Below are 22,261 nucleotides of genomic sequence, written 5' to 3' on the forward strand. Positions count from 1 at the left end.
CCGGCCCTCCCGGGGACGTTCCCGCAGGCCATGAGATGGTTGCGGCCGAAACCACCCAGGGGGGTCCATGACACGACATCAGAAACCGTACGGGGTACGCAGAACCACGCTGACGCTGCTGACCGCGCTCGGGACGCTGGCCGGCGGAGCCCTCGCGGGGGCGGCACCGGCGGGCGCCGCGACCTGGACCGGTGTCGCGGCGGGGGTGACGTACCGGCAGTACGACCTGTCGGCGGCCGCCGGGGTGACGCACGCGCACGTGCTGAGCGTCGACCTCACCAACACCCATGTGCGCCTCGGACTGTTGTACCCGGGAGCGGTCGCGGCCAACGCCACCGTCTCCACGCTGGCCAACGGCCAGAAGGCCGTCGCCGGCGTCAACGGCGACTTCTTCAACATCTCGGAGGCCCAGCACCCCGGCGTCACCGCGACCGGAGCAAGCGTGGGTCCGGCGATCGCGAACGGGGCGGTCCTCAAGGGTGCCGTCCCGGACGCACAGCGGTTCGGGCCCGAGCTGCCGCCGGGCACGGACACCGAGGCCGTGGTCGGCGTGGACACCACCGGACGGGCCCGGGTGGACCGGCTCTCCCTCGGCGGCACGGTGACCGTGTTCGGCCGGCGGCTGACGCTGGGCGGCCTCAACCAGTACGCCCTGCCGGAGAACTCGATCGGCGCGTTCACCTCCGCCTGGGGCCGCGTCTCGCGCAAGCGGGCCGTCTGCGGCACGGACACCAGCCGGGCCGCCGGGTGCAGCACCGGCACCTACGAGGTCACGGTCAGGCGGGGCCGGGTCGTGTCGGCGTCGGCGACGCCCGGCGGCGGCGCCATCGCCGCGGGCACCACGGTGCTCGTCGGCCGGGAGGCGGGCGCGGCACGGCTGAAGCGGCTGAGGGTCGGTGAGCGGGTGTCGGTGCGGTACGGGCTGAACTCCGCCTCGTCGGCGGCGTACCGCTTCGCGCTCGGCGGCTACCCGGTCCTGTCGGACGGCCGCGCGCTGCCCGGTCTCGACACGCGGGTCTCGGCGGTGCGGACGGCCGTGGGCATCGGCAACGGCGGCAGGCGCGTGTTCCTGTTCGCGCTGGACGGCGCGGCCGCGTACCGCAAGGGTCTGACGATCGCCGAGGTCGCCGCCGCACTGAAGAGCCTCGGCGCGACCGAGGGCTTCAGCCTGGACGGCGGCGGCTCGACGACCCTGGTGGCCCGCCCGTCGGGCGGCACCAGGGTGACGGTCCGCAACCACCCGTCGGGCGGCACCGAGCGTGCCGTGGCGAACGGCGTCGGCGTCTTCACGCAGTAGCCGCCCCGGGGGTCACCGGACCGTGCCGGTGACCCCGCGCCGCCTCACGGCCGCAGACTGCCGACCAGGTCGGCGGTCGCCGTGAGACCGCTGTGGATGGTGGGGGCCATGCTCGTGCCGGCCAGGAAGAACCCGAGCAGCAGGCACACCAGTGCGTGCGAGACCTTCAGTCCGCTGTTGCGCACGAAGATCACCGCCAGGATGAACAGCAACAGCACCACGGAAATGGAAACGGCCATCCTCAACCTCCTCCGCCACGTCCGCTTTCGCGGCGTTCGGCCGCAAGTGTGGCGTAACGGAGGGTTCGTCCGGGCCGCTGACCTGTCCGCCGAACGAGTGGTGTCTACGCCGTCCGGTGGGCGTCGAGGAAGGATTCCAGGCCCGCGAGGTCGTCGGTGTTGAGGTGGTCGACGCCGGCGGCGAGGAGTTCGCCCCACAGTGCGTCGCGGGCCGGGCCGGGCAGGTCCGGGGTGGCCCAGAAGCGCACCTTCTGCCCGCGCTCGTGGGCGGCCGCGACGATCCCGCGCAGCTTCTGCCGCTCCGCCTCGGGGAAGGCGCCGACGCCGAGCCACGTGAAGTTGAGCGTCCAGTTGTCGCTGATCAGCGAGGCGAAGGAGGCCTCGGTCGTCCCGAGGTCGGCGAGCCGGCCGTCGTAGAAGGCGTGGCGGACGGTCTGGGCCGCCAGGGGGCCGCGGGCGGCGCGGTCGCCGGAGATCACGGCGGTGACCGCCCCGGGGCGGACCCGGCCGTGGGCGTAGGTGGTGAACAGCCCTCGGTGGCGGCGGAGCTGCCGGTCCAGCTCCAGATAGGTCGAGGATCCCTCGGTCTTGATGTCGATGAGCAGTTGCAGGGGCTGCCGGTATCCCCGGTACACCGCACCGTGGTTCGCCTTCACGCGGGTTGCGAGCGGGGCGAGGTAGAGGGACTCCAGGGTGCGGGTGGGGTCGAGCTGATCCGCCGAGTGGGCGACGAGGAGATCGCCGTCCACGAGGAAGATGTCGGCCTCGACGCTGCCGAAGCGGTGGTCCAGGGCGTCGAGGAGGGGGCGGGGGTGTTCGTAGTCGTTGTGGGCGTGGGCCCGCCACAGCGGGCGGGGGCCGTGCCGCTGCCCGTCGGCGAAGGCGCTGCCGGCCGGCGGGGCGAGCACCGCGGCGAGCGTGGCGCCGAAGCCGGTGAGAACTCTGCGGCGGGTGACGAAGGGCATGTTGTTCCTCCCTGTGGGGCGGGTCCGAGCCACAGGGAGTATGAGGCGGCCGAAGCGCCGATGAACCTGTACATGCCAGGAGTTGGCCGGACTGCCGCCCCTCGTTCACTCCTTCCGCGCGGGCGCACGGAAAAGCCCGCCCCAGGTGGGGCGGGCTTCACCGGGCGACGCTCAGGGAGCGCGCAGGTCGACCAGTTCGGCCAGAGCCTCACGGTGGGCGCCGGCCGTGCCGTACGCGATCGAGTCGGCCTTGGCCCGCTTCAGGTAGAGGTGGACCGGGTGTTCCCAGGTCATTCCGATACCGGCGTGCAGTTGCAGCGCCTCCTCCGCGGCGTGCACGGCGACCCCCGCCGCGTAGGCCTGGGCGACGGCCACGGCCACCTCGGTGTCCACGCCGGTGGCGAGCGCGTCGGCGGCGGCACGGGCGGCGGCACGGAGGTTGACGACCTCCAGCCACAGCTGGGCGAGCCGGTGCTTGAGCGCCTGGAAGCCGCCGACCGGGCGGTTGAACTGCTTGCGCTCCTTGAGGTAGCGCACGGTCTCCGTCAACAGCCATTCGGCGAGGCCCAGTTGCTCGGACGCGAGCAGTCCGGCACCGGCGCGCAGGGCGCGGTGCACGGCCGGACCGGCGTCGCCGAGGCGACGGCCGGGGGCACCGGCGAGGGTGACGCCGGCGAGGGGGCGGGTGAGATCGAAGGAGATCTGCGGGGTGACGGTCACCGCGTCCGTGTCCGCCACGGACACCGCGTACAGGCCGCCGTCCTCGGCGGGAACCAGCAGCACATCGGCGGCCACCGCGTCCGCGACACCGGTCAACTCCCCGTACAGGGCGCCTTCTTCGACACGTACGGCGGTGAAGGCGGCGCCGGGAGCGAGGTGCAGCCCGACGGCCAGCGCGGCGATGGTCCGGCCGGACGCCAGCCTGCCGAGCAGCTCCTCGTCACCGCAGGCCAGCAGCGCCTCCGTGGCGACCACGGCACTGGTGAGGTACGGCACGGGCGCGACCGCGCGGCCCAGCTCCTCCAGGACGACGGCGGCTTCGCGGTGCGTGGCACCCTGTCCGCCCAGGTCCTCGGGGACGAGCAGGCCCGCGAGGCCCATGCCGTCGCCGAGCGCCTTCCAGGCCGCCAGGTCGTGCGGGGCGTCGGACTCCGTTCGTGCGATCACGCCCGGTGCGTCGCAGTGGTCGGCCAGCAGATCCCGTACCGCCGACCGCAGCGCCTCTTCCTCCTCGGAGTACAGCAGATCGGGCTGTGCGCTCATCGGGCCAGGTCCTTCCAGGCGACGTCCTTGTCGGTGCGCGGCTCGGACGGCAGGCCCAGGACGCGCTCGGCGACGATGTTCAGCAGGACCTCGGTGGTCCCGCCCTCGATGCTGTTGCCCTTGGAACGCAGGTAGCGGTACCCGGCGTCCCGGCCGGTGAAGTCCACCAGCTCCGGGCGGCGCATGGTCCAGTCGTCGTACAACAGGCCTTCTTCGCCGCGGAGTTCGACCTCCAGGCCGCTGATCTCCTGGTTGAGGCGGGCGAAGGCGAGCTTCATGCCGGCTCCCTCGGGGCCCGGCTGTCCGGCGACGAGCTGCTGGCGCAGCCGCTCGGCGGTGAGGCGGGCGGCCTCGGACTCCACCCACAGCTTCAGCAGGCGCTGGTGGAGGTCGTGGGTGCGCAGTTCGGGGCGTTCGCGCCAGGTCGTCGCGGCCTTGCCGATCATGCCGCCCTCGCGGGGCAGCCGCATACCGCCGATGGCGACACGTTCGTTGTTGAGCGTGGTCTGCGCGACCCGCCAGCCGTCGCCGATCCCACCGAGGCGGCGGGCGTCGGGGATGCGGACGTCGGTGAGGAAGACCTCGTTGAACTCGGCCTCACCGGTGATCTGCCGCAGCGGACGGACGTCGACGCCGGGGTCGGTCATGTCGCAGATGAAGTAGGTGATGCCCGCGTGCTTGGGCACGGTCGGGTCGGTGCGGGCGATGAGGATGGCCCAGCGGGAGTTGTGCGCGCCGGACGTCCACACCTTCTGCCCGTTGACCACCCAGTCCCCGCCGTCCTCACGGACGGCCCGGGTGCCGAGGGCGGCGAGGTCGGAGCCGGCGCCGGGCTCGCTGAACAGCTGGCACCAGACCTCCTCCCCGATCCACAGGGGCCGCAGATAGCGCCGTTTCTGCTCCTCGGTGCCGTACTTGAGGATCGTCGGGGCAGCCATGCCGAGCCCGATGCCGTTGCGGCGCGCGTCGTTGTCGGGGGCGCCGGCCGCCTCCAGCGCGGTGTCCACGACGACCTGGAGGGAGCGCGGGGCGCCGAGGCCGCCGAGGCCCTCCGGGTAGTGCACCCAGGCCAGCCCCGCGTCGAAGCGGGCCTTGAGGAAGTCGAGGCGGTCGGTGGTGGCGGGCGGGTGCGCCGCCAGCAGTTCGGCCGTGCGGCGCTCCAGTTCGGCTGTGCCGGTCATGCTGCGGCTCCGTTCTCCAGCGACGGGACGACGGCGACCCGGCCGGTCGTGACACCGTCGGCGACCCGCTGCACGGCCGCGGCCGCTCCGGCGAGCGGCACGCGCTCGCTGACCAGCGGCTTGATCGCACCGCGCGCGGCGAGCTCGGTGAGCTGCTCGTGGCAGTGCAGGACCAGCTTCGGGTTCTTGGTGTTGTACAGGCCCCAGTGGAGACCGAGGATCGAGTAGTTCTTCACCAGGGCGTGGTTCAGTGCGGGACTGGGGATGGTGCCGCTGGCGAAGCCGACGACCACGATCCGGCCCTCGAAGGCGACGACCTTCGTGGACTGGGTGTAGGCGTCGCCGCCCACGGGGTCGTAGATCACGTCCGCGCCCCGTCCGCCGGTGGCCTCCTTCACGGCGGCGACGACGTCCTCGGCACGGCGGTCGATCACCACGTCACAGCCCGCGTCCCGGGCCGCGACGGCCTTGTCGGCGCCGCCCACGACACCGATGACCCGGGCCCCGGCGGCCTTGCCGAGCTGCACGGCCGCGCTGCCGACGCCTCCCGCGGCGGCGTGGACGAGCAGGGTCTCGCCGGCTTCGAGGCCGGCCCGCCGGTGCAGGCCGAACCAGCCCGTCTGGTAGCCGATGTGCAGCGCGGCGGCCTCGGCGTCGTCCAGCGCCTCGGGCGCGGGCAGCAGGGCGGCGGCGTCCGCGACGGCGTACTCGGCGAAGCCGCCGTACGGCAGGGCCGGGTTGGCGATCACCCGGCGGCCGTCCTCGGTCTCGCCGCAGATCTCCACGCCCGGGGTGAACGGCAGCGGCGGCCGGACCTGGTAGTGACCCCGGCACATCAGCGCGTCCGGGAAATTGACGTTCGCGGCGCGCACCCTGAGCAGGACCTGGCCGTCGCCGGGCGTGGGCCGCTCCACGTCCGCGAGCCGCATCACCTCGCTCGGCTCGCCGTTCTCGTGCACCTGCCATGCCTGCATGCGGAGCCTCCACGGGACTGCGTCGTCCGACCGGCGTACTGACCGGTCGGATTCTGACCGGTCGACCGCATACTAAGCGGTCGCTTGCCCATCAGGGAACAGTCGGGTGCGTCACGCCCGCGACGGCCGCGCCCTGACGTGCATCCGTTCGCCCTGCGGACCGAAGAGACTGAGGAACTCCGCGGGTCCCTCCCCGGTCGATCCGAACCAGTGGGGCACGCGCGTGTCGAACTCGGCGGCCTCTCCCGCCGCCATCACCACGTCGTGCTCCCCGAGCACCACCCGCAACCGCCCCGACAGCACGTACAGCCATTCGTAGCCCTCGTGCGTGCGCGGCTCCGGCTCCTCCTCGCGCTGGGGCACCAGCACCTTGAACGCCTGGAGTCCGCCGGGCTGCCGGGTCAGCGGCCAGAAGGTGCGCCCGTGCCGCACCAGCGGCTTGGCGCGCACCCGGGGGTCGCCGACCGGGGGTGCGCCGACCAGTTCGTCCAGCGGCACCTGGTGGGCCTGCGCGATCGGCAGCAGCAGTTCGAGGCTCGGCTTGCGCAGACCGGACTCCAGCCGGGACAGCGTGCTGACGGAGATCCCGGTCGTCTCGGACAGGGCCGTCAGCGTCACCTCCCGCTCCTTCCGGATCCGGCGCAGGCGGGGACCCACTTCCGCGAGAACATCCTCGGCACTCATACCGTTCATTGCAGAATCGGCAAAGACATTTGTCAATCCCGTGAGGTCGGAGTCACCTTCTGGGTGGAGGTGGTCCCCATGACCGAGAAGCAGGCCGAGAGCCGGACCGAGAAGCAGAGCGAGAAGCGGAGCGAGATCCAGGCCGAGCCGCGGGCCGAGCGTTACGAAGTGGTCGTGATCGGCGGCGGGGCGGCGGGCCTGTCGGCGGCCCTCGTCCTGGGCCGGGCCCGGCGCCGCACCCTGGTGATCGACGCGGGCGAACCGCGCAACGCGCCCGCCGCCCATATGCACGGCTACCTCACCCGGGACGGCATGCCACCCGCCGAGTTCCTCGCCACCGGCCGCGAGGAGATCGCCCGGTACGGCGTGGAGCTGGTCCGGGACCGGGCGGTGGACGTCGCCAGGGGGCCGGGCGCCCCGGCGGGCCGGGACGAGGACTTCGTCGTCGCCCTCGCGGGAGGGGGGACGGTGCGCGCCCGGCAGCTGGTCGTCGCCACCGGCCTGAAGGACGAGCTGCCCCCGCTCCCGGGTCTGGCCGAGCGCTTCGGCAAGGACGTGCTGCACTGCCCGTACTGCCACGGCTGGGAGGTCCGTGACCAGGCCTTCGGGGTGCTCGCGACCAGCCCGCTGAGCGTGCACCAGGCACTGATGGTGACCCAGTGGTCGAAGGACGTGACCTTCTTCCTGCACACGGTCGCCGAGGAGGAGCTGACCGACGACGACCTGCGCCGACTGGCGGCGGCCGGCGTCCGGGTCGTGCCGGGCGAGGTGGCCGGGCCGACCGTCGAGGACGGCCGGCTGACCGGGGTCCGGCTGGCGGACGGGACGGTGCACGAGCGTGAGGTGCTGTTCGTCGCGCCGCGCGCGGTGCCGCAGACCGACCTGGTGGCCCGGCTGGGCGCCGAGATGAGCGAGACCCCCTTCGGCAGCTACCCGGTGGTCGACGGCCTGGGCCGCACCACGGTCCCCGGCCTCTGGGCGGCCGGCAACGCCTCCGGCTTCGCCGAGCAGGTCGTCAACGCGGCCGGCCGGGGCTACCGGGCCGGGGCCACGATCAACGGGGAGCTGCTGATGGCGGACCTCGACGCGGCGGTCGCGGCCGTGCGGGTGTAGTCGCGGCGGCGGCGTTGCACCATGGCTGCATGCTGCTGTCCCGGCTCGCCGACGTGTCCCGTGAGGTCGCGGCCACCTCGGCCCGCTCCCGCAAGATCGCCCTGCTCGCCGAACTGTTCCGGGAGGCGGAGGCCGACGAGGCGCCGATCGTCATCCCGTACCTGGCCGGGCGGCTCCCCCAGGGCCGGCTCGGCGTCGGCTGGAAGACGCTGGGCCGGCCGGTCGCGCCGGCCGCCGCACCGGCGCTGACCGTGCGGGGGACGGACGCCCTGCTCACCGCGCTCGGCTCGGTGTCCGGCCCCGGCTCGCAGGCCGAACGGGCCCGGCTGGTCGGGGAGTTGATGGGCGCGGCCACCGCCGAGGAGCAGCACTTCCTGCTCGGGCTGCTGACCGGCGAGGTCCGCCAGGGCGCCCTGGACGCCGTGGCCGTCGAGGGTCTCGCCCAGGCGACCGGGGCGCCCCCGGCGGAGGTACGGCGGGCGGTGATGCTCGCGGGCTCGCTGCAACCGGTGGCACGGGCGCTGCTCGCGGACGGACCGCCGTCCCTGAAGACGTTCCGGCTCACCGTCGGCCGCCCGGTCCTGCCGATGCTCGCGCACAGCGCGTCCTCGGTGACCGAGGCGGTCGGCAAGCTGGGCGCCTGCGCGGTGGAGGAGAAGCTGGACGGCATCCGGGTGCAGGTGCACCGCGACGGCGACGACGTCCGCCTCTACACCCGCACCCTCGACGACATCACCGACCGCCTGCCCGAAGTGACGTCGGCCGCACGGGAACTGACGGAGCGTCGTTTCGTGCTGGACGGGGAGGTCATCGCCCTCGGCGAGGACGGCCGCCCCCGTTCCTTCCAGGAGACGGCCGGCCGGGTCGGCTCCCGGGTGGACGTGACGGCGGCCGCCGAGGCGGTCCCGGTCTCCCCGGTCTTCTTCGACGTGCTGTCGGTGGACGACCGCGACCTGCTCGACCTCCCGTTCGCCGAACGCCACGCGGAACTGGCCCGCCTGGTCCCGGAGCCGATGCGGGTGCGCCGGACGGTCGTCACCGGCCCGCAGGACGCGACGGCGGCGGAGGAGTTCTTGGCCGAGACCCTGCTGCGGGGCCACGAGGGAGTCGTCGTCAAGTCCCTGGACGCCCCCTACAGCGCGGGCCGGCGCGGTGCGTCCTGGCTGAAGGTCAAGCCGGTGCACACCCTCGACCTGGTGGTCCTGGCCGCCGAGTGGGGCCACGGCCGGCGCACCGGCAAGCTCTCCAACCTGCATCTGGGCGCCCGCACGGCCGACGGGGGCTTCGCCATGCTCGGCAAGACCTTCAAGGGCATGACCGACGCCATGCTCACCTGGCAGACCGGCCACCTGAAGTCCCTCGCCGAACGGGACGACGGCCACGTGGTCACCGTACGTCCCGAACTCGTCGTCGAGATCGCCTACGACGGTCTCCAGCGCTCCACCCGCTATCCGGCCGGGGTCACCCTCCGCTTCGCCCGTGTGGTCCGCTACCGACAGGACAAGCGGCCGGAGGAGGCCGACACCGTGCAGACCCTGCTGGCCGCCCATCCGGAGGTGCACCCGTGACGCAGAGACGGAGCGCGGGCCTGCTGCTGTTCCGCCGCACCGCCGACGGCACCCAGGTGCTGCTGGGCCATATGGGCGGTCCCTATTTCGCGAGGAAGGACGCCGGCGCCTGGACCGTCCCCAAGGGCGAGTACGAGCCGGACGAGCCCGCGTGGGACGCCGCCCGGCGAGAGTTCCGGGAGGAACTGGGGCTGGCCCCGCCCGACGGCGAGGCGATCGCGCTCGGCGAGGTCCGGCAGACGAACGGCAAGATCGTCACCGTCTGGGCCATCGAGGCGGATCTCGATCCGGCGGCGGTCGAACCCGGCACGTTCACCATGGAGTGGCCGCCCCGGTCCGGGCGGCGGCAGGAGTTCCCGGAGCTGGACCGGGTCGCCTGGTACGGCCTGGACCGGGCCCGCGCGGTGATCGTCACGGCGCAGGCCGCGTTCCTCGACCGGCTGGCGGAGCACTCGGCCTGACGCGCACGCGTTGCGGGCTCCCGTGCGGCGCGGGAAGGTCGAAGCACAGCCAGCTCTGCGGGAGGTCGGTCATGCCCATCGCGACGGTGAACCCGGCGAACGGCGAGACGCTTCGGACGTACGAGGCCATGGGCGAGGAGGAGCTGGAACGCCGGCTCCAGCTCGCCGAGGCCACGTTCCGTACGTACCGGACGACGCCGTTCGCGGAGCGGGCACGGCTGCTGAACCGGGCCGCCGAGCTGCTCGACGAGGACCAGCGGGACATCGGCCGCACGATGACCACCGAGATGGGCAAGCCGGTCAAACAGGCCCGCGCGGAGGCCGCGAAGTGCGCGAAGGCCATGCGCTGGTACGCCGAGCACGCGGCGGAGCTGCTGGCCGACGAGCATCCGGCCGAGGCCGACGTGAAGGACTCCGGGGCCTCGCGGGTCCTGGTCCGGTACCGGCCGCTGGGCCCCGTGCTCGCGGTGATGCCGTGGAACTTCCCGCTCTGGCAGGTGATCCGGTTCGCCGCGCCCGCGCTGATGGCGGGCAACGTCGGCCTGCTCAAACACGCCTCGAACGTCCCCCAGACGGCCCTGTATCTGGAGGACCTGTTCCACCGGGCCGGCTTCACCGAGGGCTGCTTCCAGACCCTGCTCGTCGGCGCGGGCGCGGTGGACGAGATCCTGCGCGACGAACGGGTGCGGGCGGCCACGCTGACCGGCAGCGAGCCGGCCGGCCGCGCCGTCGCCGCGACCTCCGGCGCGATGGTCAAGAAGACGGTCCTGGAGCTGGGCGGCAGCGACCCGTACGTGGTCATGCCGTCCGCCGACATCGACCGGGCCGCGCGGGTCGCCGTCACCGCCCGGGTGCAGAACAACGGCCAGTCGTGCATCGCCGCCAAGCGGTTCATCGTCCACTCGGACGTGTACGACGCGTTCGCCGAGCGCTTCACCGAAGGGATGAAGGCGCTGCGGGTCGGCGACCCGCTGGAGGAGGACACGGACGTCGGCCCGCTGGCGACCGAACAGGGCCGGGCCGACCTGGAGGAGCTGGTGGACGACGCGACCCGCAGCGGCGCCGACGTGCTGTGCGGGGGCGAACGCCCCGAGGGCGACGGCTGGTACTACCCGCCGACCGTCCTCGCCGGGGTCACCCGCGAGATGCGCATCCACCGCGAGGAGGCCTTCGGGCCTGTCGCGACCGTGTACCGCGCCGCCGACCTGGACGAGGCGATCCTCATCGCCAACGACTCCCCGTTCGGGCTGAGTTCGAACGTGTGGACGCGGGACGAGGCCGAGGTGGACCGGTTCGTCCGCGATCTGGAGGCCGGCAGCGTGTACGTCAACGGCATGACCGCGTCCCATCCCGCGTTCCCGTTCGGCGGCGTGAAGCGGTCCGGGTACGGGCGTGAGCTGTCCGGGCACGGAATCCGCGAGTTCTGCAACATCACCACGGTTTGGCACGGCGCGTGAGTGCCGCGCGGCTACGATCCCGGGTGTGAACCGCGAAGTGACCCTGCCTCTGATCGTCGACGACCGCGGGACCCTCCAGGTCACCGCGGCCGACGTGAGCAAGCTGCTGCGGACGTTGGGCGGTCGGTGGCTGCACCTCGTCGAGGCCGGGGCGGACGGGCTCGACGAGGACACGGTGGCCGCGCTCACCATCGAGCTGGCGAAGCTCGCCGACCGCATCGACGTGGCGTGCATCGCCCACAGCAGCGGGGGAACGTCCTAGGACCCGCCCGGCCGGACGGGTCCTGGCCGCCTCGGACGGCGCTACCGGATCGGCATCCCCGACAGCGTGCGCGCGATGACGAGCCGCTGGATCTCGCTGGTCCCCTCGAAGATCGTGTAGATCGCGCTGTCGCGGTGCATCCGCTCGACGGGGTACTCCCGCGTGTACCCGTTGCCACCGAGAATCTGGATCGCCTGGGCGGTGACCTTCTTCGCCGTCTCGCTCGCGTACAGCTTCGACATCGAGCCCTCGGCCGCGGTGAACGGCTTCCCGCTGATCGCCATCCAGGACGCGCGCCACACGAGCAGCCGCGCCGCGTCGATCTGCGTCCGCATGTCGGCCAGCTGGAAGGCGACGCCCTGGTTGTCGATGATCGGCCGTCCGAACTGCTCACGGGTCACGGCGTAGTCGAGGGCGACCTCGTAGGCGGCGCGGGCCGTGCCCACCGCCATGGCTCCCACCGCGGGGCGGCTGGCCTCGAAGGTCGCCATCGCCGCGTTCTTCACGCGCTCGCCGCCGGACTTCGCCCGCTCCCGGGCACGGGCCAGGCGCTCGTCCAGCTTCTCCTTGCCGCCGAGCAGGCAGGAACCGGGCACCCGGACCTGGTCGAGGATGACCTCGGCGGTGTGCGAGGCGCGGATGCCGTGCTTCTTGAACTTCTGGCCCTGGGCGAGGCCCGGGGTGCCCGGCGGGACGATGAAGGAGGCGTGGCCCTTGGAGCCCAGCTCCGCGTCGACGACGGCCACGACGACGTGGACGTTGGCGATACCGCCGTTGGTCGCCCAGGTCTTCGTGCCGTTGAGCACCCACTCGTCCGTGGCCTCGTCGTACACGGCACGCGTGCGCATGGAGGCCACGTCGGAGCCGGCGTCGGGCTCGGAGGAGCAGAACGCGGCGACCTTGACGTCGTTCGCGTCGCCGTACATCTGCGGGATCCAGGTGCCGATCTGTTCCTCGGTACCGTTGGCGAGGACGCCCACGGCGGCCAGACCGGTGCCCACGATCGACAGGGCGATGCCCGCGTCGCCCCAGAACAGCTCCTCCATCGCCATCGGGATGCCGAGCCCGGTGGGGTCGAAATACTGCTGGGCGTAGAAGTCGAGGGAGTAGATGCCCACCTTCGCGGCCTCCTGGATGACCGGCCAGGGAGTCTCCTCACGCTCGTCCCATTCGGCGGCCGCGGGTCGGATGACGTCGGCGGCGAAACCGTGCAGCCAGTCCCGGACCTCCTTCTGTTCGTCGTTGAGCTCCATGGTGAACTCGGCCATGTCCCCTCCAGCGGCGGGCGTGCGTGTTACTAGCGGTAACCTGAGTCTGTTACTCGCGGGTAAGAAATGTCAACTCCTGACGACAGCTCGGCATCCCGTTCGATGTCAGGCTGCTGTCAGGTGTTAGTTTGCGCAGGCGTCACCGAAACACCACGGGTGGGGAGAGCACATGGACACCACACAGCGGACCGAGCAGCAGCGATCGGCCGACCGCCGTCGGCGCGAACTGCTGGAGGCCGCGGACCGGGTGGTGCTGCGCGACGGTCCGCAGGCCTCCATGAACGCCATCGCGGCGGAGGCCGGCATCACGAAGCCGATCCTCTACCGCCACTTCGGTGACAAGGGCGGGCTCTACGCCGCCCTCGCCATGCGGCACACCGACGCGCTGCTGGCCTCGCTGCGGGCGGCGCTGGACGCCCCCGCCGAGCGGCGCGAGCGGGTCGAGGCGACCCTGGACACCTATCTCGCCGCCATCGAGGCCCGGCCCCAGGTCTACCGCTTCCTGATGCACCCCTCCGAGGGCGGCCAGGGCGGGGACCACGGCTTCGACGTGGGCAAGCACTCCGCGCCGCTGCTGCGCCGGATGGGCGAGGAACTCGCCCAGGTGATCGAGGAGCGCCTGGACCTCGGTCCCGGGACCCAGCAGCTGGCCCGCGTCTGGGGGCACGGGATCGTCGGGATGATGCACGCCGCCGGGGACTGGTGGCTCGGCGAGCGGCCCTGTTCCCGGGCCGAGCTGGTGCGGAGTCTGGCCGACCTGCTGTGGGGACGCCTCGCGGCCGCGGGGGACAAGGTCGGGGGACCCGGGTTCTGAGGGCCGCCCGGCGAGCGCGGGTCCGCCGCGGCGTGCCACGCCGCTCCCCGCGCCGCCAGGGCGCCCGGACGGCGCCCCGGGTCGTGGCCTAGCGGGACCAGGAGGCCCGCGCCACCTGGCGCGTCAGCCGGCGCTTGCGCCAGCCCTCCACCCGGTCCGCGTACACCATTCCGTCCAGATGATCGCACTCGTGTTGCAAGCATCTGGCAAAGAATCCCGTGCCGTGGACGCGCACGCGGTCGCCCGTCGCCGTGTACCCCTCGACCACCGCGTGGTCGTAGCGCTCCGTCCCCGCCTCCAGGCCCGGCAGGGACAGACAACCCTCGGGGCCGCGCAGGACGATGCCGTCCGCCTCCACCAGACGGGGGTTCACCACATGGCCCACATGGCGGACGTCCTCGTCGTCGGGGCAGTCGTAGACGAAGACCCGCAGCGCCTCGCCGACCTGGTTGGCGGCGAGGCCGACACCCTGGGCGGCGTACATCGTGGCGAACAGGTCCTCGACGAGGCGGGCGAGGCCGGGGCCGAAGTCGGTGACCTCGCGGCAGGGTTCCCGCAGGACGGGGTCACCGAGCAGAGTGAGGGGCCGGACGTGCCCGTGGGAGCCCGGGATGGAGCCGTGTCGCATGGCGGCAAGGGTACGGTCATTTCTGACACGCGCATGCCGCACGAGGCGTGAGGTGGAGCCGCGATTCGGGAGTGCGAATGGATCTCGATAGGCTGACCACCTACCACGTTGCCGTACGGCAGAGGCGCGGCGCGTACGCAAGGAGGATCGAGAACTGATGGCAGGCAACTCGGACCCGCTCACGCCGCGGGCAAAGATCGCCGTGACCGCGGGCAAGGCGGTCGCTGCGGCATCCCGTGCGGCCGGACGCGGCAGCGGCTCGGTGATCGGTGGCCGGGTGGCGCTCAAACTCGACCCCGACCTCCTCGCCCGGCTCGCCCAGAACCTGGATGTCATCCTGGTCTCGGCGACCAACGGGAAGACCACCACCACCCGGCTCATCGCCGAGGCCCTGCGGGCCGCCGGGCCCGTCGTGTCCAACGCGCTGGGCGCCAACATGCCGGCCGGCATCACCTCGGCGCTCGCGGGCGGCTCGGAGGCCAAGTACGGCGTCATCGAGGTCGACGAGAAGTACCTCGCGGGCGTCGCCCGGGACACCGACCCCAAGTGCATCGCCCTGCTGAACCTCTCCCGCGACCAGCTGGACCGCGCCGCCGAGACCCGCATGCTCGCGGAGAACTGGCGTGAGGGACTGGCCGGCTCCAAGGCGGTCGTCGTCGCCAACGCCGACGACCCGCTGGTGGTGTGGGCCGCGTCCTCCTCCCCCAACGTGGTGTGGGTGGCCGCCGGGCAGATGTGGAAGGACGACGCCTGGTCGTGCCCGTCCTGCGGCGGTGTCATGCAGCGCCCGGGCGACGACTGGTTCTGCGGCGAGTGCGGCTTCCGCCGGCCCCAGCCGAGCTGGGCGCTGTCCGGGGACCACGTGCTCGACCCGCACGGGTCCGCCTGGCCCATCCACCTCCAGCTGCCGGGACGCGCCAACAAGGCCAACGCCGCCTCCTCCGCCGCCGTGGCCGCCGTGTTCGGTGTGCCGCCGCAGGTCGCGCTGGAGCGCATGTACCAGGTGCAGGCCGTGGCCGGCCGCTACGACGTCGTCCAGTTCATGGAACGCGACCTGCGGCTGCTGCTCGCCAAGAACCCCGCGGGCTGGCTCGAGACGTTCAGCCTGATCGATCCCGCGCCGGCCCCGGTGATCCTCTCCGTGAACGCGCGCGGCGCCGACGGCACGGACACCTCCTGGCTGTGGGACGTGGACTACACCCGGCTGAGCGGCCACCCGATCTTCGTCATCGGTGACCGCAAGCTGGACCTCGCGGTCCGCCTCGAGGTGGCGAACCAGCACTTCCAGGTGTGCGAGAGCGTCGACCAGGCCGTGCAGCTGTGCCCGCCCGGCCGGATCGAGGTCATCGCGAACTACACCGCGTTCCAGGACCTGCGCCGCCGCGTCGGCAACTGACCACGAACCGACCAAGAAGGGCGCCCACTTCATGAGCGACAACCAGCTGCGGATCGTCTGGGTCTACCCGGACCTGCTGAGCACCTACGGCGACCAGGGCAACGTCCTGGTCGTGGAGCGCCGGGCGCGGCAGCGCGGCCTCGACGTGGCCCGCCTCGACGTGCGCAGCGACCAGCCGATCCCGACGTCCGGCGACATCTACTTCATCGGCGGCGGCGAGGACCGGCCGCAGCGGCTCGCGGCGGAGCGGCTGCGGCGTGACGCGCACCTGTACCAGGCGGTGCAGAACGGCGCGATCGTGTTCGCGGTCTGCGCCGGCTACCAGATCCTGGGCCACGAGTTCGTCAACGACCTCGGTCAGCGCGAGCCCGGCCTCGGGCTGCTCGACGTCACCACGGTGCGCGGCGAGGGCGAGCGGTGCGTCGGTGACGTCCTCGCGGACATCGACCCCCGGCTCGGTCTGCCGCAGCTGACCGGCTTCGAGAACCACCAGGGCGTCACCCACCTCGGCCCGACCGCCCGCCCGCTCGCCCGCGTCCAGATCGGCAAGGGCAACGGCACCGGCGACGGGACGGAGGGGGCGTACAACGACACCGTGTTCGGCACGTACATGCACGGTCCGGTGCTCGCCCGCAACCCGCTCATCGCGGACCTGCTGCTGAAGCTGGCGCTCGACGTGAACGCGCTCCCGCCGACCGACGACCGCTGGTACGAGGCGCTGCGCGGCGAGCGCATCGCCTCGGCGCAGCAGCCCGCCTAGCCGTTCGGGCGACCGCCTGCCCGACTGTACGTTCACCTGATGGTCAGGGTGCCGTCAGCAGCCCGTCTGACGGTACATCCGCACAGGTGAGCAGGCACGTCCAGCAGGCGGACGCGTGCTTCGGCCCCGCCCCCTGATGCCGCTAGGGTGGCGGGGATTCGAGCCGGACGACGTGGTCCGGATCCGGCCCTCGTGGAGAAGGTTGTTTCGGGCTATGCGCATTGGTGTCCTCACGTCCGGCGGCGACTGCCCCGGCCTGAACGCCGTCATCCGGTCCGTCGTGCACCGCGCCGTGGCCGACCACGGCGACGAGGTCATCGGCTTCCGGGACGGCTGGAAGGGCCTTCTGGAGTGCGACTACCTCAAGCTCGACCTCGAGGCGGTGGGCGGCATCCTCGCCCGCGGCGGCACCATCCTCGGCTCCTCCCGGGTCCAGCCCTCGCATCTGCGGGACGGCGTGGAGCGGGCGAAGGGCCACCTCCAGGAACTCGGCCTCGACGCGATCATCCCGATCGGCGGTGAGGGCACGCTGAAGGCGGCCCGGCTGATGTCCGACAGCGGACTGCCCGTCGTCGGCGTGCCGAAGACCATCGACAACGACATCGCCGTCACCGACGTCACCTTCGGCTTCGACACGGCCGTCGGGGTCGCGACCGAGGCCCTCGACCGGCTGAAGACCACCGCCGAGTCCCACCAGCGGGTGCTGGTCGTCGAGGTCATGGGCCGGCACACCGGCTGGATAGCGCTTCAGTCCGGCATGGCGGCGGGCGCCCACGCCATCGTCGTACCGGAACGTCCCTTCGACATCGAGGAGCTGGCCCGGCGGGTCGGCGAGCGGTTCGAGGCGGGCAAGCGGTTCGCGATCGTCGTCGCGGCGGAGGGCGCCAAGCCGCTGCCCGGCACCATGGCCTTCGACGAGGGCGGCAAGGACATCTACGGGCACGAGCGGTTCGCGGGGATCGCGCGGCAGCTGTCCATCGAGCTGGAGAACCGGCTCGGCAAGGAAGCCCGGCCGGTCATCCTGGGGCATGTGCAGCGCGGCGGGACACCGACCGCCTACGACCGGGTGCTGGCGACCCGGTTCGGGTGGCACGCGGTGGAGGCCGTGCACCGGGGCGAGTTCGGCAACATGACGGCGCTCCGTGGCACGGACATCGTGATGGTGCCGCTCTCCGAGGCCGTGGAGACGCTGAAGACCGTTCCGGCGGAGCGGTACGCGGAAGCGGAGTGCGTGCTGTAGCCCGCGTAGGTCCAGTGGCCCCCGGTGACGGAAGTCGCCGGGGGCTTCTCTACTCTTGGGGGCGGCTGGAAACGTACGAACCCCCCACGAATCAGGAGCCTACGGAATGGATCACGGCGGGCACGGCATGACGACGGATCTGCCGCCGTTCACGCTGGGGCGGGGGCTCCAGTGGTCGGCGGATCCGTTCTTCCTCGTCGCCTGTGTGCTGGGGCTCGGGCTGTACGCCTGGGGCGTCGTGCGGCTGCGGCGCCGGGGCGACGCCTGGCCGGTCGGGCGGACCGTGTCGTACGTCGTCGGCGTGCTGACCATCGCGCTGGTGATGTGCACGCGGCTGAACGACTACGGGATGGTCATGTTCAGCGTGCACATGGTGCAGCACATGGTGATCAGCATGCTGTCGCCGATCCTCATCCTGCTCGGCGCGCCCGTCACGCTCGCGCTGCGCGCGCTGCCGGCGGCGGGCCGGGGACGCAAGGGGCCGCGTGAGCTGCTGCTGATGCTGCTGCACAGCCGGTACATGCGGATCATCACGCACCCCGTGTTCACCATCCCGCTGTTCATCGCCTCGCTCTACGCGCTGTACTTCACCCCGATCTTCGACTTCCTGATGGGCTCCGGCGCGGGCCACATCGCGATGATGGTGCACTTCCTCGCGGTCGGTGTCGTGTTCTTCTGGCCGATCATCGGCGTGGACCCCGGGCCGAACCGGCCGGGGTACCTGATGCGGATGCTGGAGCTGTTCGCGGGCATGCCGTTCCACGCGTTCTTCGGCATCGCGCTGATGATGGCGTCCCAGCCGATGGTGAAGACGTTCGAGAACCCGCCCGCCTCGCTGGGCATCGACGCGCTGGCCGACCAGACGGCGGCGGGCGGTATCGCCTGGGCGTTCAGCGAGGTCCCGTCGGTGCTGGTGCTGATCGCACTGCTGTTCCAGTGGTACGGCTCCGAGCAGCGGCAGGCCAAGCGCCAGGACCGGGCCGCGGACCGCGACGGGGACAAGGAGCTGGCGGCCTACAACGCCTATCTTGCGTCACTCGACGCACGCGGACGCTGATCCCGGGGCACCATGGAGAAGGACTCGCCCTGTGGGGGGCGGGCCTTCAGGAGGGTGTCGCGATGGCCGGTTCCACGGACAGCTCCACGAAGACCATGGGGGTGCTCACCCTCGGCGGACTCGTCGTGGTGACCGCCTACACGGTGGCGCTCGGCAGCAACGGCTGGCTGTGGTTCGGCTGGGTGGTGCTCGGACTGATCACGCTCGCGATGATCGTGCTGAAGACCGGCTGATCACTCGGGCAGGACCCGGGCCGCCGAGTGCACGCCCGGCTGGTATTTCGGGACCCGGGTGGTGATCTTCATGCCCGCGCCGACGGCCGTCTCGATCACCAGGCCGTAGTCGTCGCCGTACACCTGGCGGAGCCGGTCGTCGACGTTGGACAGGCCGATGCCGCCGGAGGGGCTGACCTCGCCGGCCAGGATGCGGCGCAGCAGGACGGGGTCCATACCGGCGCCGTCGTCCTCGATGACGACCAGGGCCTCGGCGCCGGCGTCCTGCGCGGTGATCTGGATGTGGCACGTGTCCGCCTTGCCCTCCAGGCCGTGCTTGACGGCGTTCTCCACGAGCGGCTGGAGACAGAGGAAGGGCAGGGCGACCGGGAGGACCTCCGGGGCGATCTGGAGGGTGACGGCGAGGCGGTCGCCGAAGCGGGCTCGCACGAGCGCCAGGTAGTGGTCGATGGCGTGGAGTTCGTCGGCGAGGGTGGTGAAGTCGCCGTGCCGCCGGAACGAGTAGCGGGTGAAGTCGGCGAACTCCAGCAGCAGCTCGCGGGCGCGTTCGGGGTCGGTGCGGACGAAGGACGCGATCACCGCGAGCGAGTTGAAGATGAAGTGCGGGGAGATCTGGGCGCGCAGGGCCTTGATCTCCGCCTCGATCAGTTTCGTACGGGACTGGTCGAGGTCGGCCAGTTCCAGCTGGACGCTCACCCAGCGGGCCACCTCGCCGGCCGCGCGGACCAGGACGGCGGACTCGCGGGGCGCGCAGGCGACGAGGGCGCCGTGCACCCGGTCGTCGACGGTGAGCGGGGCGACGACCGCCCAGCGGACCGGGCAGTCGGCGTGGTCGCAGGTGAGCGGGAAGGCCTCGCCCCGGCCGCTGTCCAGGGGGCCGGCGAGCCGTTCCATGATCTCGGCGCGATGGTGGCCTCCGACGCCGTCCCAGGTCAGGACACCTTCCCGGTCGGTCAGACAGAGGGCGTCGGTGCCGAGCAGGGTGCGCAGGCGGCGGGCCGATCGGCGGGCCGTCTCCTCGGTCAGGCCCGCGCGCAGCGGGGGTGCGGCGAGGGAGGCGGTGTGCAGGGTCTGGAACGTGGCGTGCTCGACGGGGGTGCCGAGGCCGCCCAGGTTCTGGGGGCGGGCGGTGCGGCGGCCCAGCCAGAGGCCGAGGGCGAGGAAGGGGAGGATCGCGATGCACAGGCCCGCCAGGAAGTCGCTCACGCCTCGATCTCCCGGGCCTTGAGGTCCTTCGCCGCCCGGCGTTCTTCCGTCGCCCGCCGCTCCTCGGTCGCCCGGCGTTCCTCCGCGCGCAGTTCCTCGGGGAGGTGGAAGCGCGCCAGGATGGCCGCGGTGCCGGGCGGGACCCGGCCGGGGGTGGCCAGGGAGACCAGGACCATCGTCAGGAAGCCCAGCGGTACCGACCACAGCGCGGGCCAGGCGAGCAGCGCGTGCAGTCCGCCCGTGACCGGCAGGCCCGCCATGGTCGCGGCGACGGCCACGAACGCCGAGCCGCCGCCCACCAGCATCCCGGCGGCCGCCCCGGGCGGGGTCAGCCGGCGCCACCAGATGCCGAGCACGAGCAGCGGACAGAAGGAGGAGGCCGACACCGCGAAGGCCAGCCCCACCGCGTCCGCCACCGGCAGCCCGCCCACCAGCAGGCTCGCCGCGAGCGGGACGGCCATGGCGAGGCCGGTGCCCAGCCGGAAGTGCCGCACGCCCCGGGTCGGCAGCACGTCCTGGGCGAGCACCCCGGCCACGGCCATGGTCAGCCCGGACGCCGTGGACAGGAACGCGGCGAACGCTCCCCCGGCCACCAGCGCGCCCAGCAGGTCGCCGCCCAGACCGCCGATCACCCGGTCGGGCAGCAGCAGGACGGCGGCGTCGGCGTCCCCGGTGAGGGCCAGTTCGGGGGCGTACACGCGGCCGAGGGCACCGTAGACGGGCGGCAGCAGGTAGAAGCCGCCGATCAGGGCGAGGACGGCGACGGTGGTGCGGCGGGCGGCGACGCCGTGCGGGCTGGTGTAGAAGCGGACGACGACGTGCGGCAGGCCCATGGTGCCGAGGAAGGTGGCGAGGATCAGCCCGTACGTGGCGTACAGCGGGCGTTCCTCGCGGCCCGCGGCGAGCGAGGTGGACATGCCGCCGTTGCTGCCGCGCTCGGCGGTGGGGACGGGGGTGCCCCGCGCGAAGGTGAGCCGGGTGCCCGCGTCGATGCGATGGGTGCCGGCGGGCAGGCGCAGCACGGTGCCGTCGTGCGGGCGGCCGTCGACCGTGCCGTCCACGGTGACGGTGAGCGGGCGGTCCAGCCGCAGGTCGAGGGTGTCGTCGACGCGTACGCTCCGCTGCTCGCGGAAGGCGGGCGGTTCGTCGAAGGCGCGCCGGGCGCCGCCGTCGCCCTGCCAGGCGAGGACCAGGAAGAGGGCCGGCACCAGGAGGGCGGTGAGCTTGAGCCAGTACTGGAAGGCCTGGACGAACGTGATGCTGCGCATGCCGCCCGCGGCGACGATCGCGGTGACCACGACGGCGACGATCAGGCCGCCGGCGGAGTCGGGCGCCCCGGTGAGGACGGTCAGGGTGAGCCCGGCGCCCTGGAGCTGGGGCAGCAGGTAGAGCCAGCCGACACCGACCACGAAGGTGCCCGCGAGCCGCCGTACCGCCTGGGAGGCGAGGCGGGCCTCGGCGAAGTCCGGGAGGGTGTAGGCACCGGAGCGGCGCAGCGGGGCGGCGACGAACAGGAGCAGGACCAGGTATCCGGCGGCGTACCCGACCGGGTACCAGAGCATGTCCGGGCCCTGGACGAGGACCAGGCCCGCGATACCGAGGAAGGAGGCGGCGGAGAGGTACTCGCCGCTGATGGCCGCCGCGTTGAGACGGGGGCCGACGGTGCGGGAGGCGACGTAGAAGTCGGAGGTGGTGCGGGAGATGCGCAGCCCGAAGGCACCGACGAGGACGGTCGCCACGACGACCAGGGCGACGGCGGGAACGGCGTAGGCGGAGTTCATCGGCCGGCGGCCCTCACTTGTCCTCGACCAGGCGTACGAAGTCCCGTTCGTTGCGCTCGGCCCGGCGGACGTACCAGCGGGCGAGCAGGACGAGCGGGAGGTAGAGGCCGAAGCCGAGGACGGCCCACTCCAGGCGGTGGGCGTCGGGCATCGCCGCGAAGAGCAGCGGCAGCGGGCCGACGAGCAGGGCGAGGACCGCGAACACCGTGAGGGCGGCGCGCAGCTGGGAGCGCATCAGGGAGCGGACATAGGTGTGCCCGAGAGTGGTCTGCTCGTCTATCTCGGTGCGCGGGCGGTAGTAGCCGGAGGCATGGGGGTACCGCCCGCGCGAGCGAAGCCGAGCGTGGGGGAGAACGCGGCGGGGCGGGCCGGTGACGACGACGCGGCGCTCGGCGGGGTCCTGGCCGGGCACCG

Annotated in this window: 23 protein-coding genes; 12 read left to right on the plus strand and 11 right to left on the minus strand. The window is 72.6% G+C overall.

Going from position 1 to position 22,261, the window contains the following annotated elements; all coding sequences use genetic code 11:
• Window positions 1-67 precede the first annotated feature (67 nt).
• The gene (locus tag IE275_RS26220; protein WP_189713866.1) at window positions 68-1,297 is read left to right on the plus strand and encodes a phosphodiester glycosidase family protein; all 1,230 of its coding nucleotides are present in this window, start codon (window positions 68-70) and stop codon (window positions 1,295-1,297) included.
• Window positions 1,298-1,341: 44 nt separating this feature from the next.
• Here IE275_RS26220 and IE275_RS26225 read toward each other — a convergent pair whose 3' ends face one another.
• The 6 genes from IE275_RS26225 to IE275_RS26250 form a co-directional block, all read right to left on the minus strand.
• Window positions 1,342-1,536, minus strand: coding sequence for a hypothetical protein (locus tag IE275_RS26225; protein ID WP_189713867.1), 195 nt, complete (start codon window positions 1,534-1,536; stop codon window positions 1,342-1,344).
• A gap of 104 nt (window positions 1,537-1,640) precedes the next feature.
• The gene (locus IE275_RS26230) at window positions 1,641-2,501 is read right to left on the minus strand and encodes a phosphatidylinositol-specific phospholipase C/glycerophosphodiester phosphodiesterase family protein (RefSeq protein WP_189713868.1); all 861 of its coding nucleotides are present in this window, start codon (window positions 2,499-2,501) and stop codon (window positions 1,641-1,643) included.
• Between the two features lie 171 nt (window positions 2,502-2,672).
• A complete protein-coding gene (locus tag IE275_RS26235; protein WP_189713869.1) occupies window positions 2,673-3,764 on the minus strand; it encodes an acyl-CoA dehydrogenase family protein in 1,092 nt (363 codons plus the stop codon).
• A complete protein-coding gene (locus IE275_RS26240) occupies window positions 3,761-4,945 on the minus strand; it encodes an acyl-CoA dehydrogenase family protein (protein WP_189713870.1) in 1,185 nt (394 codons plus the stop codon). The genes IE275_RS26235 and IE275_RS26240 overlap by 4 nt, the downstream gene beginning before the upstream one ends.
• Window positions 4,942-5,919 (minus strand): NADPH:quinone oxidoreductase family protein, encoded by a 978-nt coding sequence (locus IE275_RS26245; protein ID WP_189713871.1) that lies wholly within the window; start codon window positions 5,917-5,919, stop codon window positions 4,942-4,944. Before IE275_RS26245 ends, IE275_RS26240 begins: the two co-directional genes overlap by 4 nt.
• 111 nt (window positions 5,920-6,030) lie before the next feature.
• Complete coding sequence (locus tag IE275_RS26250) at window positions 6,031-6,603, minus strand: helix-turn-helix domain-containing protein (RefSeq protein ID WP_189713872.1); 573 nt, start codon at window positions 6,601-6,603, stop codon at window positions 6,031-6,033.
• A gap of 78 nt (window positions 6,604-6,681) precedes the next feature.
• On the opposite strand from IE275_RS26250, the gene IE275_RS26255 reads away from it, so the two are divergent.
• The 5 genes from IE275_RS26255 (at window position 6,682) to IE275_RS26275 (ending at window position 11,464) form a co-directional block, all read left to right on the plus strand.
• Entirely contained in the window at window positions 6,682-7,716 is a 1,035-nt protein-coding gene (locus tag IE275_RS26255) for an NAD(P)/FAD-dependent oxidoreductase (RefSeq protein ID WP_189713873.1), read from the plus strand.
• A 29-nt stretch (window positions 7,717-7,745) separates the two neighbouring features.
• Window positions 7,746-9,284, plus strand: a complete 1,539-nt coding sequence (locus IE275_RS26260) for an ATP-dependent DNA ligase (RefSeq protein ID WP_189713874.1) — start codon at window positions 7,746-7,748, stop codon at window positions 9,282-9,284.
• A complete protein-coding gene (locus IE275_RS26265) occupies window positions 9,281-9,745 on the plus strand; it encodes an NUDIX hydrolase (RefSeq protein WP_189713875.1) in 465 nt (154 codons plus the stop codon). Before IE275_RS26260 ends, IE275_RS26265 begins: the two co-directional genes overlap by 4 nt.
• A gap of 71 nt (window positions 9,746-9,816) precedes the next feature.
• A complete protein-coding gene (locus tag IE275_RS26270) occupies window positions 9,817-11,202 on the plus strand; it encodes an NADP-dependent succinic semialdehyde dehydrogenase (protein WP_189713876.1) in 1,386 nt (461 codons plus the stop codon).
• 25 nt (window positions 11,203-11,227) lie between these two features.
• Complete coding sequence (locus tag IE275_RS26275) at window positions 11,228-11,464, plus strand: DUF6213 family protein (RefSeq protein WP_189713877.1); 237 nt, start codon at window positions 11,228-11,230, stop codon at window positions 11,462-11,464.
• A gap of 41 nt (window positions 11,465-11,505) precedes the next feature.
• Here the strand turns inward: IE275_RS26275 and IE275_RS26280 are convergent, their stop codons facing one another.
• Window positions 11,506-12,732: an acyl-CoA dehydrogenase family protein gene (locus IE275_RS26280; protein WP_189713878.1), complete on the minus strand. Its 1,227-nt coding sequence runs from the start codon at window positions 12,730-12,732 to the stop codon at window positions 11,506-11,508.
• A gap of 169 nt (window positions 12,733-12,901) precedes the next feature.
• On the opposite strand from IE275_RS26280, the gene IE275_RS26285 reads away from it, so the two are divergent.
• Window positions 12,902-13,546, plus strand: a complete 645-nt coding sequence (locus tag IE275_RS26285) for a TetR/AcrR family transcriptional regulator (protein ID WP_189713879.1) — start codon at window positions 12,902-12,904, stop codon at window positions 13,544-13,546.
• Between the two features lie 88 nt (window positions 13,547-13,634).
• Here the strand turns inward: IE275_RS26285 and def are convergent, their stop codons facing one another.
• The gene (gene def, locus IE275_RS26290) at window positions 13,635-14,174 is read right to left on the minus strand and encodes a peptide deformylase (RefSeq protein WP_189713880.1); all 540 of its coding nucleotides are present in this window, start codon (window positions 14,172-14,174) and stop codon (window positions 13,635-13,637) included.
• Between the two features lie 157 nt (window positions 14,175-14,331).
• Between def and IE275_RS26295 the strand changes: the two genes are divergently transcribed.
• The 5 genes from IE275_RS26295 to IE275_RS26315 all read left to right on the plus strand — a co-directional run bounded on the left by IE275_RS26295 (window position 14,332) and on the right by IE275_RS26315 (window position 18,860).
• Window positions 14,332-15,570 (plus strand): MurT ligase domain-containing protein, encoded by a 1,239-nt coding sequence (locus IE275_RS26295; RefSeq protein WP_189713881.1) that lies wholly within the window; start codon window positions 14,332-14,334, stop codon window positions 15,568-15,570.
• Window positions 15,571-15,601: 31 nt separating this feature from the next.
• Entirely contained in the window at window positions 15,602-16,330 is a 729-nt protein-coding gene (locus IE275_RS26300) for a type 1 glutamine amidotransferase (protein ID WP_189713882.1), read from the plus strand.
• Window positions 16,331-16,544: 214 nt separating this feature from the next.
• A complete protein-coding gene (locus IE275_RS26305; RefSeq protein WP_189713883.1) occupies window positions 16,545-17,570 on the plus strand; it encodes a 6-phosphofructokinase in 1,026 nt (341 codons plus the stop codon).
• 106 nt (window positions 17,571-17,676) lie between these two features.
• A complete protein-coding gene (locus IE275_RS26310; RefSeq protein ID WP_189713884.1) occupies window positions 17,677-18,627 on the plus strand; it encodes a cytochrome c oxidase assembly protein in 951 nt (316 codons plus the stop codon).
• Window positions 18,628-18,689: 62 nt separating this feature from the next.
• Window positions 18,690-18,860 carry a hypothetical protein gene (locus IE275_RS26315; RefSeq protein ID WP_189713885.1) on the plus strand — a complete coding sequence of 57 codons (171 nt, stop codon included), beginning with the start codon at window positions 18,690-18,692 and terminating at the stop codon, window positions 18,858-18,860.
• Here the strand turns inward: IE275_RS26315 and IE275_RS26320 are convergent, their stop codons facing one another.
• The 3 genes from IE275_RS26320 to IE275_RS26330 are packed head-to-tail and all read right to left on the minus strand — an operon-like array spanning window position 18,861 to window position 22,259.
• Complete coding sequence (locus tag IE275_RS26320) at window positions 18,861-20,066, minus strand: sensor histidine kinase (protein ID WP_189713886.1); 1,206 nt, start codon at window positions 20,064-20,066, stop codon at window positions 18,861-18,863.
• A complete protein-coding gene (locus tag IE275_RS26325; RefSeq protein WP_189713887.1) occupies window positions 20,063-21,847 on the minus strand; it encodes a sodium/solute symporter in 1,785 nt (594 codons plus the stop codon). The genes IE275_RS26320 and IE275_RS26325 overlap by 4 nt, the downstream gene beginning before the upstream one ends.
• A gap of 13 nt (window positions 21,848-21,860) precedes the next feature.
• Window positions 21,861-22,259, minus strand: coding sequence for a hypothetical protein (locus tag IE275_RS26330; protein WP_189713888.1), 399 nt, complete (start codon window positions 22,257-22,259; stop codon window positions 21,861-21,863).
• Window positions 22,260-22,261 lie beyond the last annotated feature (2 nt).

The sequence above is a fragment of the Streptomyces phaeofaciens genome (assembly GCF_014648915.1).
GTDB classification, from domain to species: Bacteria; Actinomycetota; Actinomycetes; order Streptomycetales; family Streptomycetaceae; genus Streptomyces; species Streptomyces phaeofaciens.

What these genes read in the sequence shown, in the direction of transcription:
- IE275_RS26255 (WP_189713873.1), top strand. Translation starts at nt 6,682, where the DNA reads ATGACCGAGAAGCAGGCCGAGAGCCGGACCGAGAAGCAGAGCGAGAAG.
- IE275_RS26315 (WP_189713885.1), top strand. Translation starts at nt 18,690, where the DNA reads ATGGCCGGTTCCACGGACAGCTCCACGAAGACCATGGGGGTGCTCACC.
- IE275_RS26325 (WP_189713887.1), bottom strand. Translation starts at nt 21,847, where the DNA reads ATGAACTCCGCCTACGCCGTTCCCGCCGTCGCCCTGGTCGTCGTGGCG.
- def (WP_189713880.1), bottom strand. Translation starts at nt 14,174, where the DNA reads ATGCGACACGGCTCCATCCCGGGCTCCCACGGGCACGTCCGGCCCCTC.
- IE275_RS26240 (WP_189713870.1), bottom strand. Translation starts at nt 4,945, where the DNA reads ATGACCGGCACAGCCGAACTGGAGCGCCGCACGGCCGAACTGCTGGCG.
- IE275_RS26300 (WP_189713882.1), top strand. Translation starts at nt 15,602, where the DNA reads ATGAGCGACAACCAGCTGCGGATCGTCTGGGTCTACCCGGACCTGCTG.
- IE275_RS26230 (WP_189713868.1), bottom strand. Translation starts at nt 2,501, where the DNA reads ATGCCCTTCGTCACCCGCCGCAGAGTTCTCACCGGCTTCGGCGCCACG.
- IE275_RS26220 (WP_189713866.1), top strand. Translation starts at nt 68, where the DNA reads ATGACACGACATCAGAAACCGTACGGGGTACGCAGAACCACGCTGACG.
- IE275_RS26235 (WP_189713869.1), bottom strand. Translation starts at nt 3,764, where the DNA reads ATGAGCGCACAGCCCGATCTGCTGTACTCCGAGGAGGAAGAGGCGCTG.
- IE275_RS26270 (WP_189713876.1), top strand. Translation starts at nt 9,817, where the DNA reads ATGCCCATCGCGACGGTGAACCCGGCGAACGGCGAGACGCTTCGGACG.
- IE275_RS26280 (WP_189713878.1), bottom strand. Translation starts at nt 12,732, where the DNA reads ATGGCCGAGTTCACCATGGAGCTCAACGACGAACAGAAGGAGGTCCGG.
- IE275_RS26260 (WP_189713874.1), top strand. Translation starts at nt 7,746, where the DNA reads ATGCTGCTGTCCCGGCTCGCCGACGTGTCCCGTGAGGTCGCGGCCACC.
- IE275_RS26285 (WP_189713879.1), top strand. Translation starts at nt 12,902, where the DNA reads ATGGACACCACACAGCGGACCGAGCAGCAGCGATCGGCCGACCGCCGT.
- IE275_RS26225 (WP_189713867.1), bottom strand. Translation starts at nt 1,536, where the DNA reads ATGGCCGTTTCCATTTCCGTGGTGCTGTTGCTGTTCATCCTGGCGGTG.
- IE275_RS26245 (WP_189713871.1), bottom strand. Translation starts at nt 5,919, where the DNA reads ATGCAGGCATGGCAGGTGCACGAGAACGGCGAGCCGAGCGAGGTGATG.
- IE275_RS26305 (WP_189713883.1), top strand. Translation starts at nt 16,545, where the DNA reads ATGCGCATTGGTGTCCTCACGTCCGGCGGCGACTGCCCCGGCCTGAAC.
- IE275_RS26295 (WP_189713881.1), top strand. Translation starts at nt 14,332, where the DNA reads ATGGCAGGCAACTCGGACCCGCTCACGCCGCGGGCAAAGATCGCCGTG.
- IE275_RS26310 (WP_189713884.1), top strand. Translation starts at nt 17,677, where the DNA reads ATGGATCACGGCGGGCACGGCATGACGACGGATCTGCCGCCGTTCACG.
- IE275_RS26250 (WP_189713872.1), bottom strand. Translation starts at nt 6,603, where the DNA reads ATGAGTGCCGAGGATGTTCTCGCGGAAGTGGGTCCCCGCCTGCGCCGG.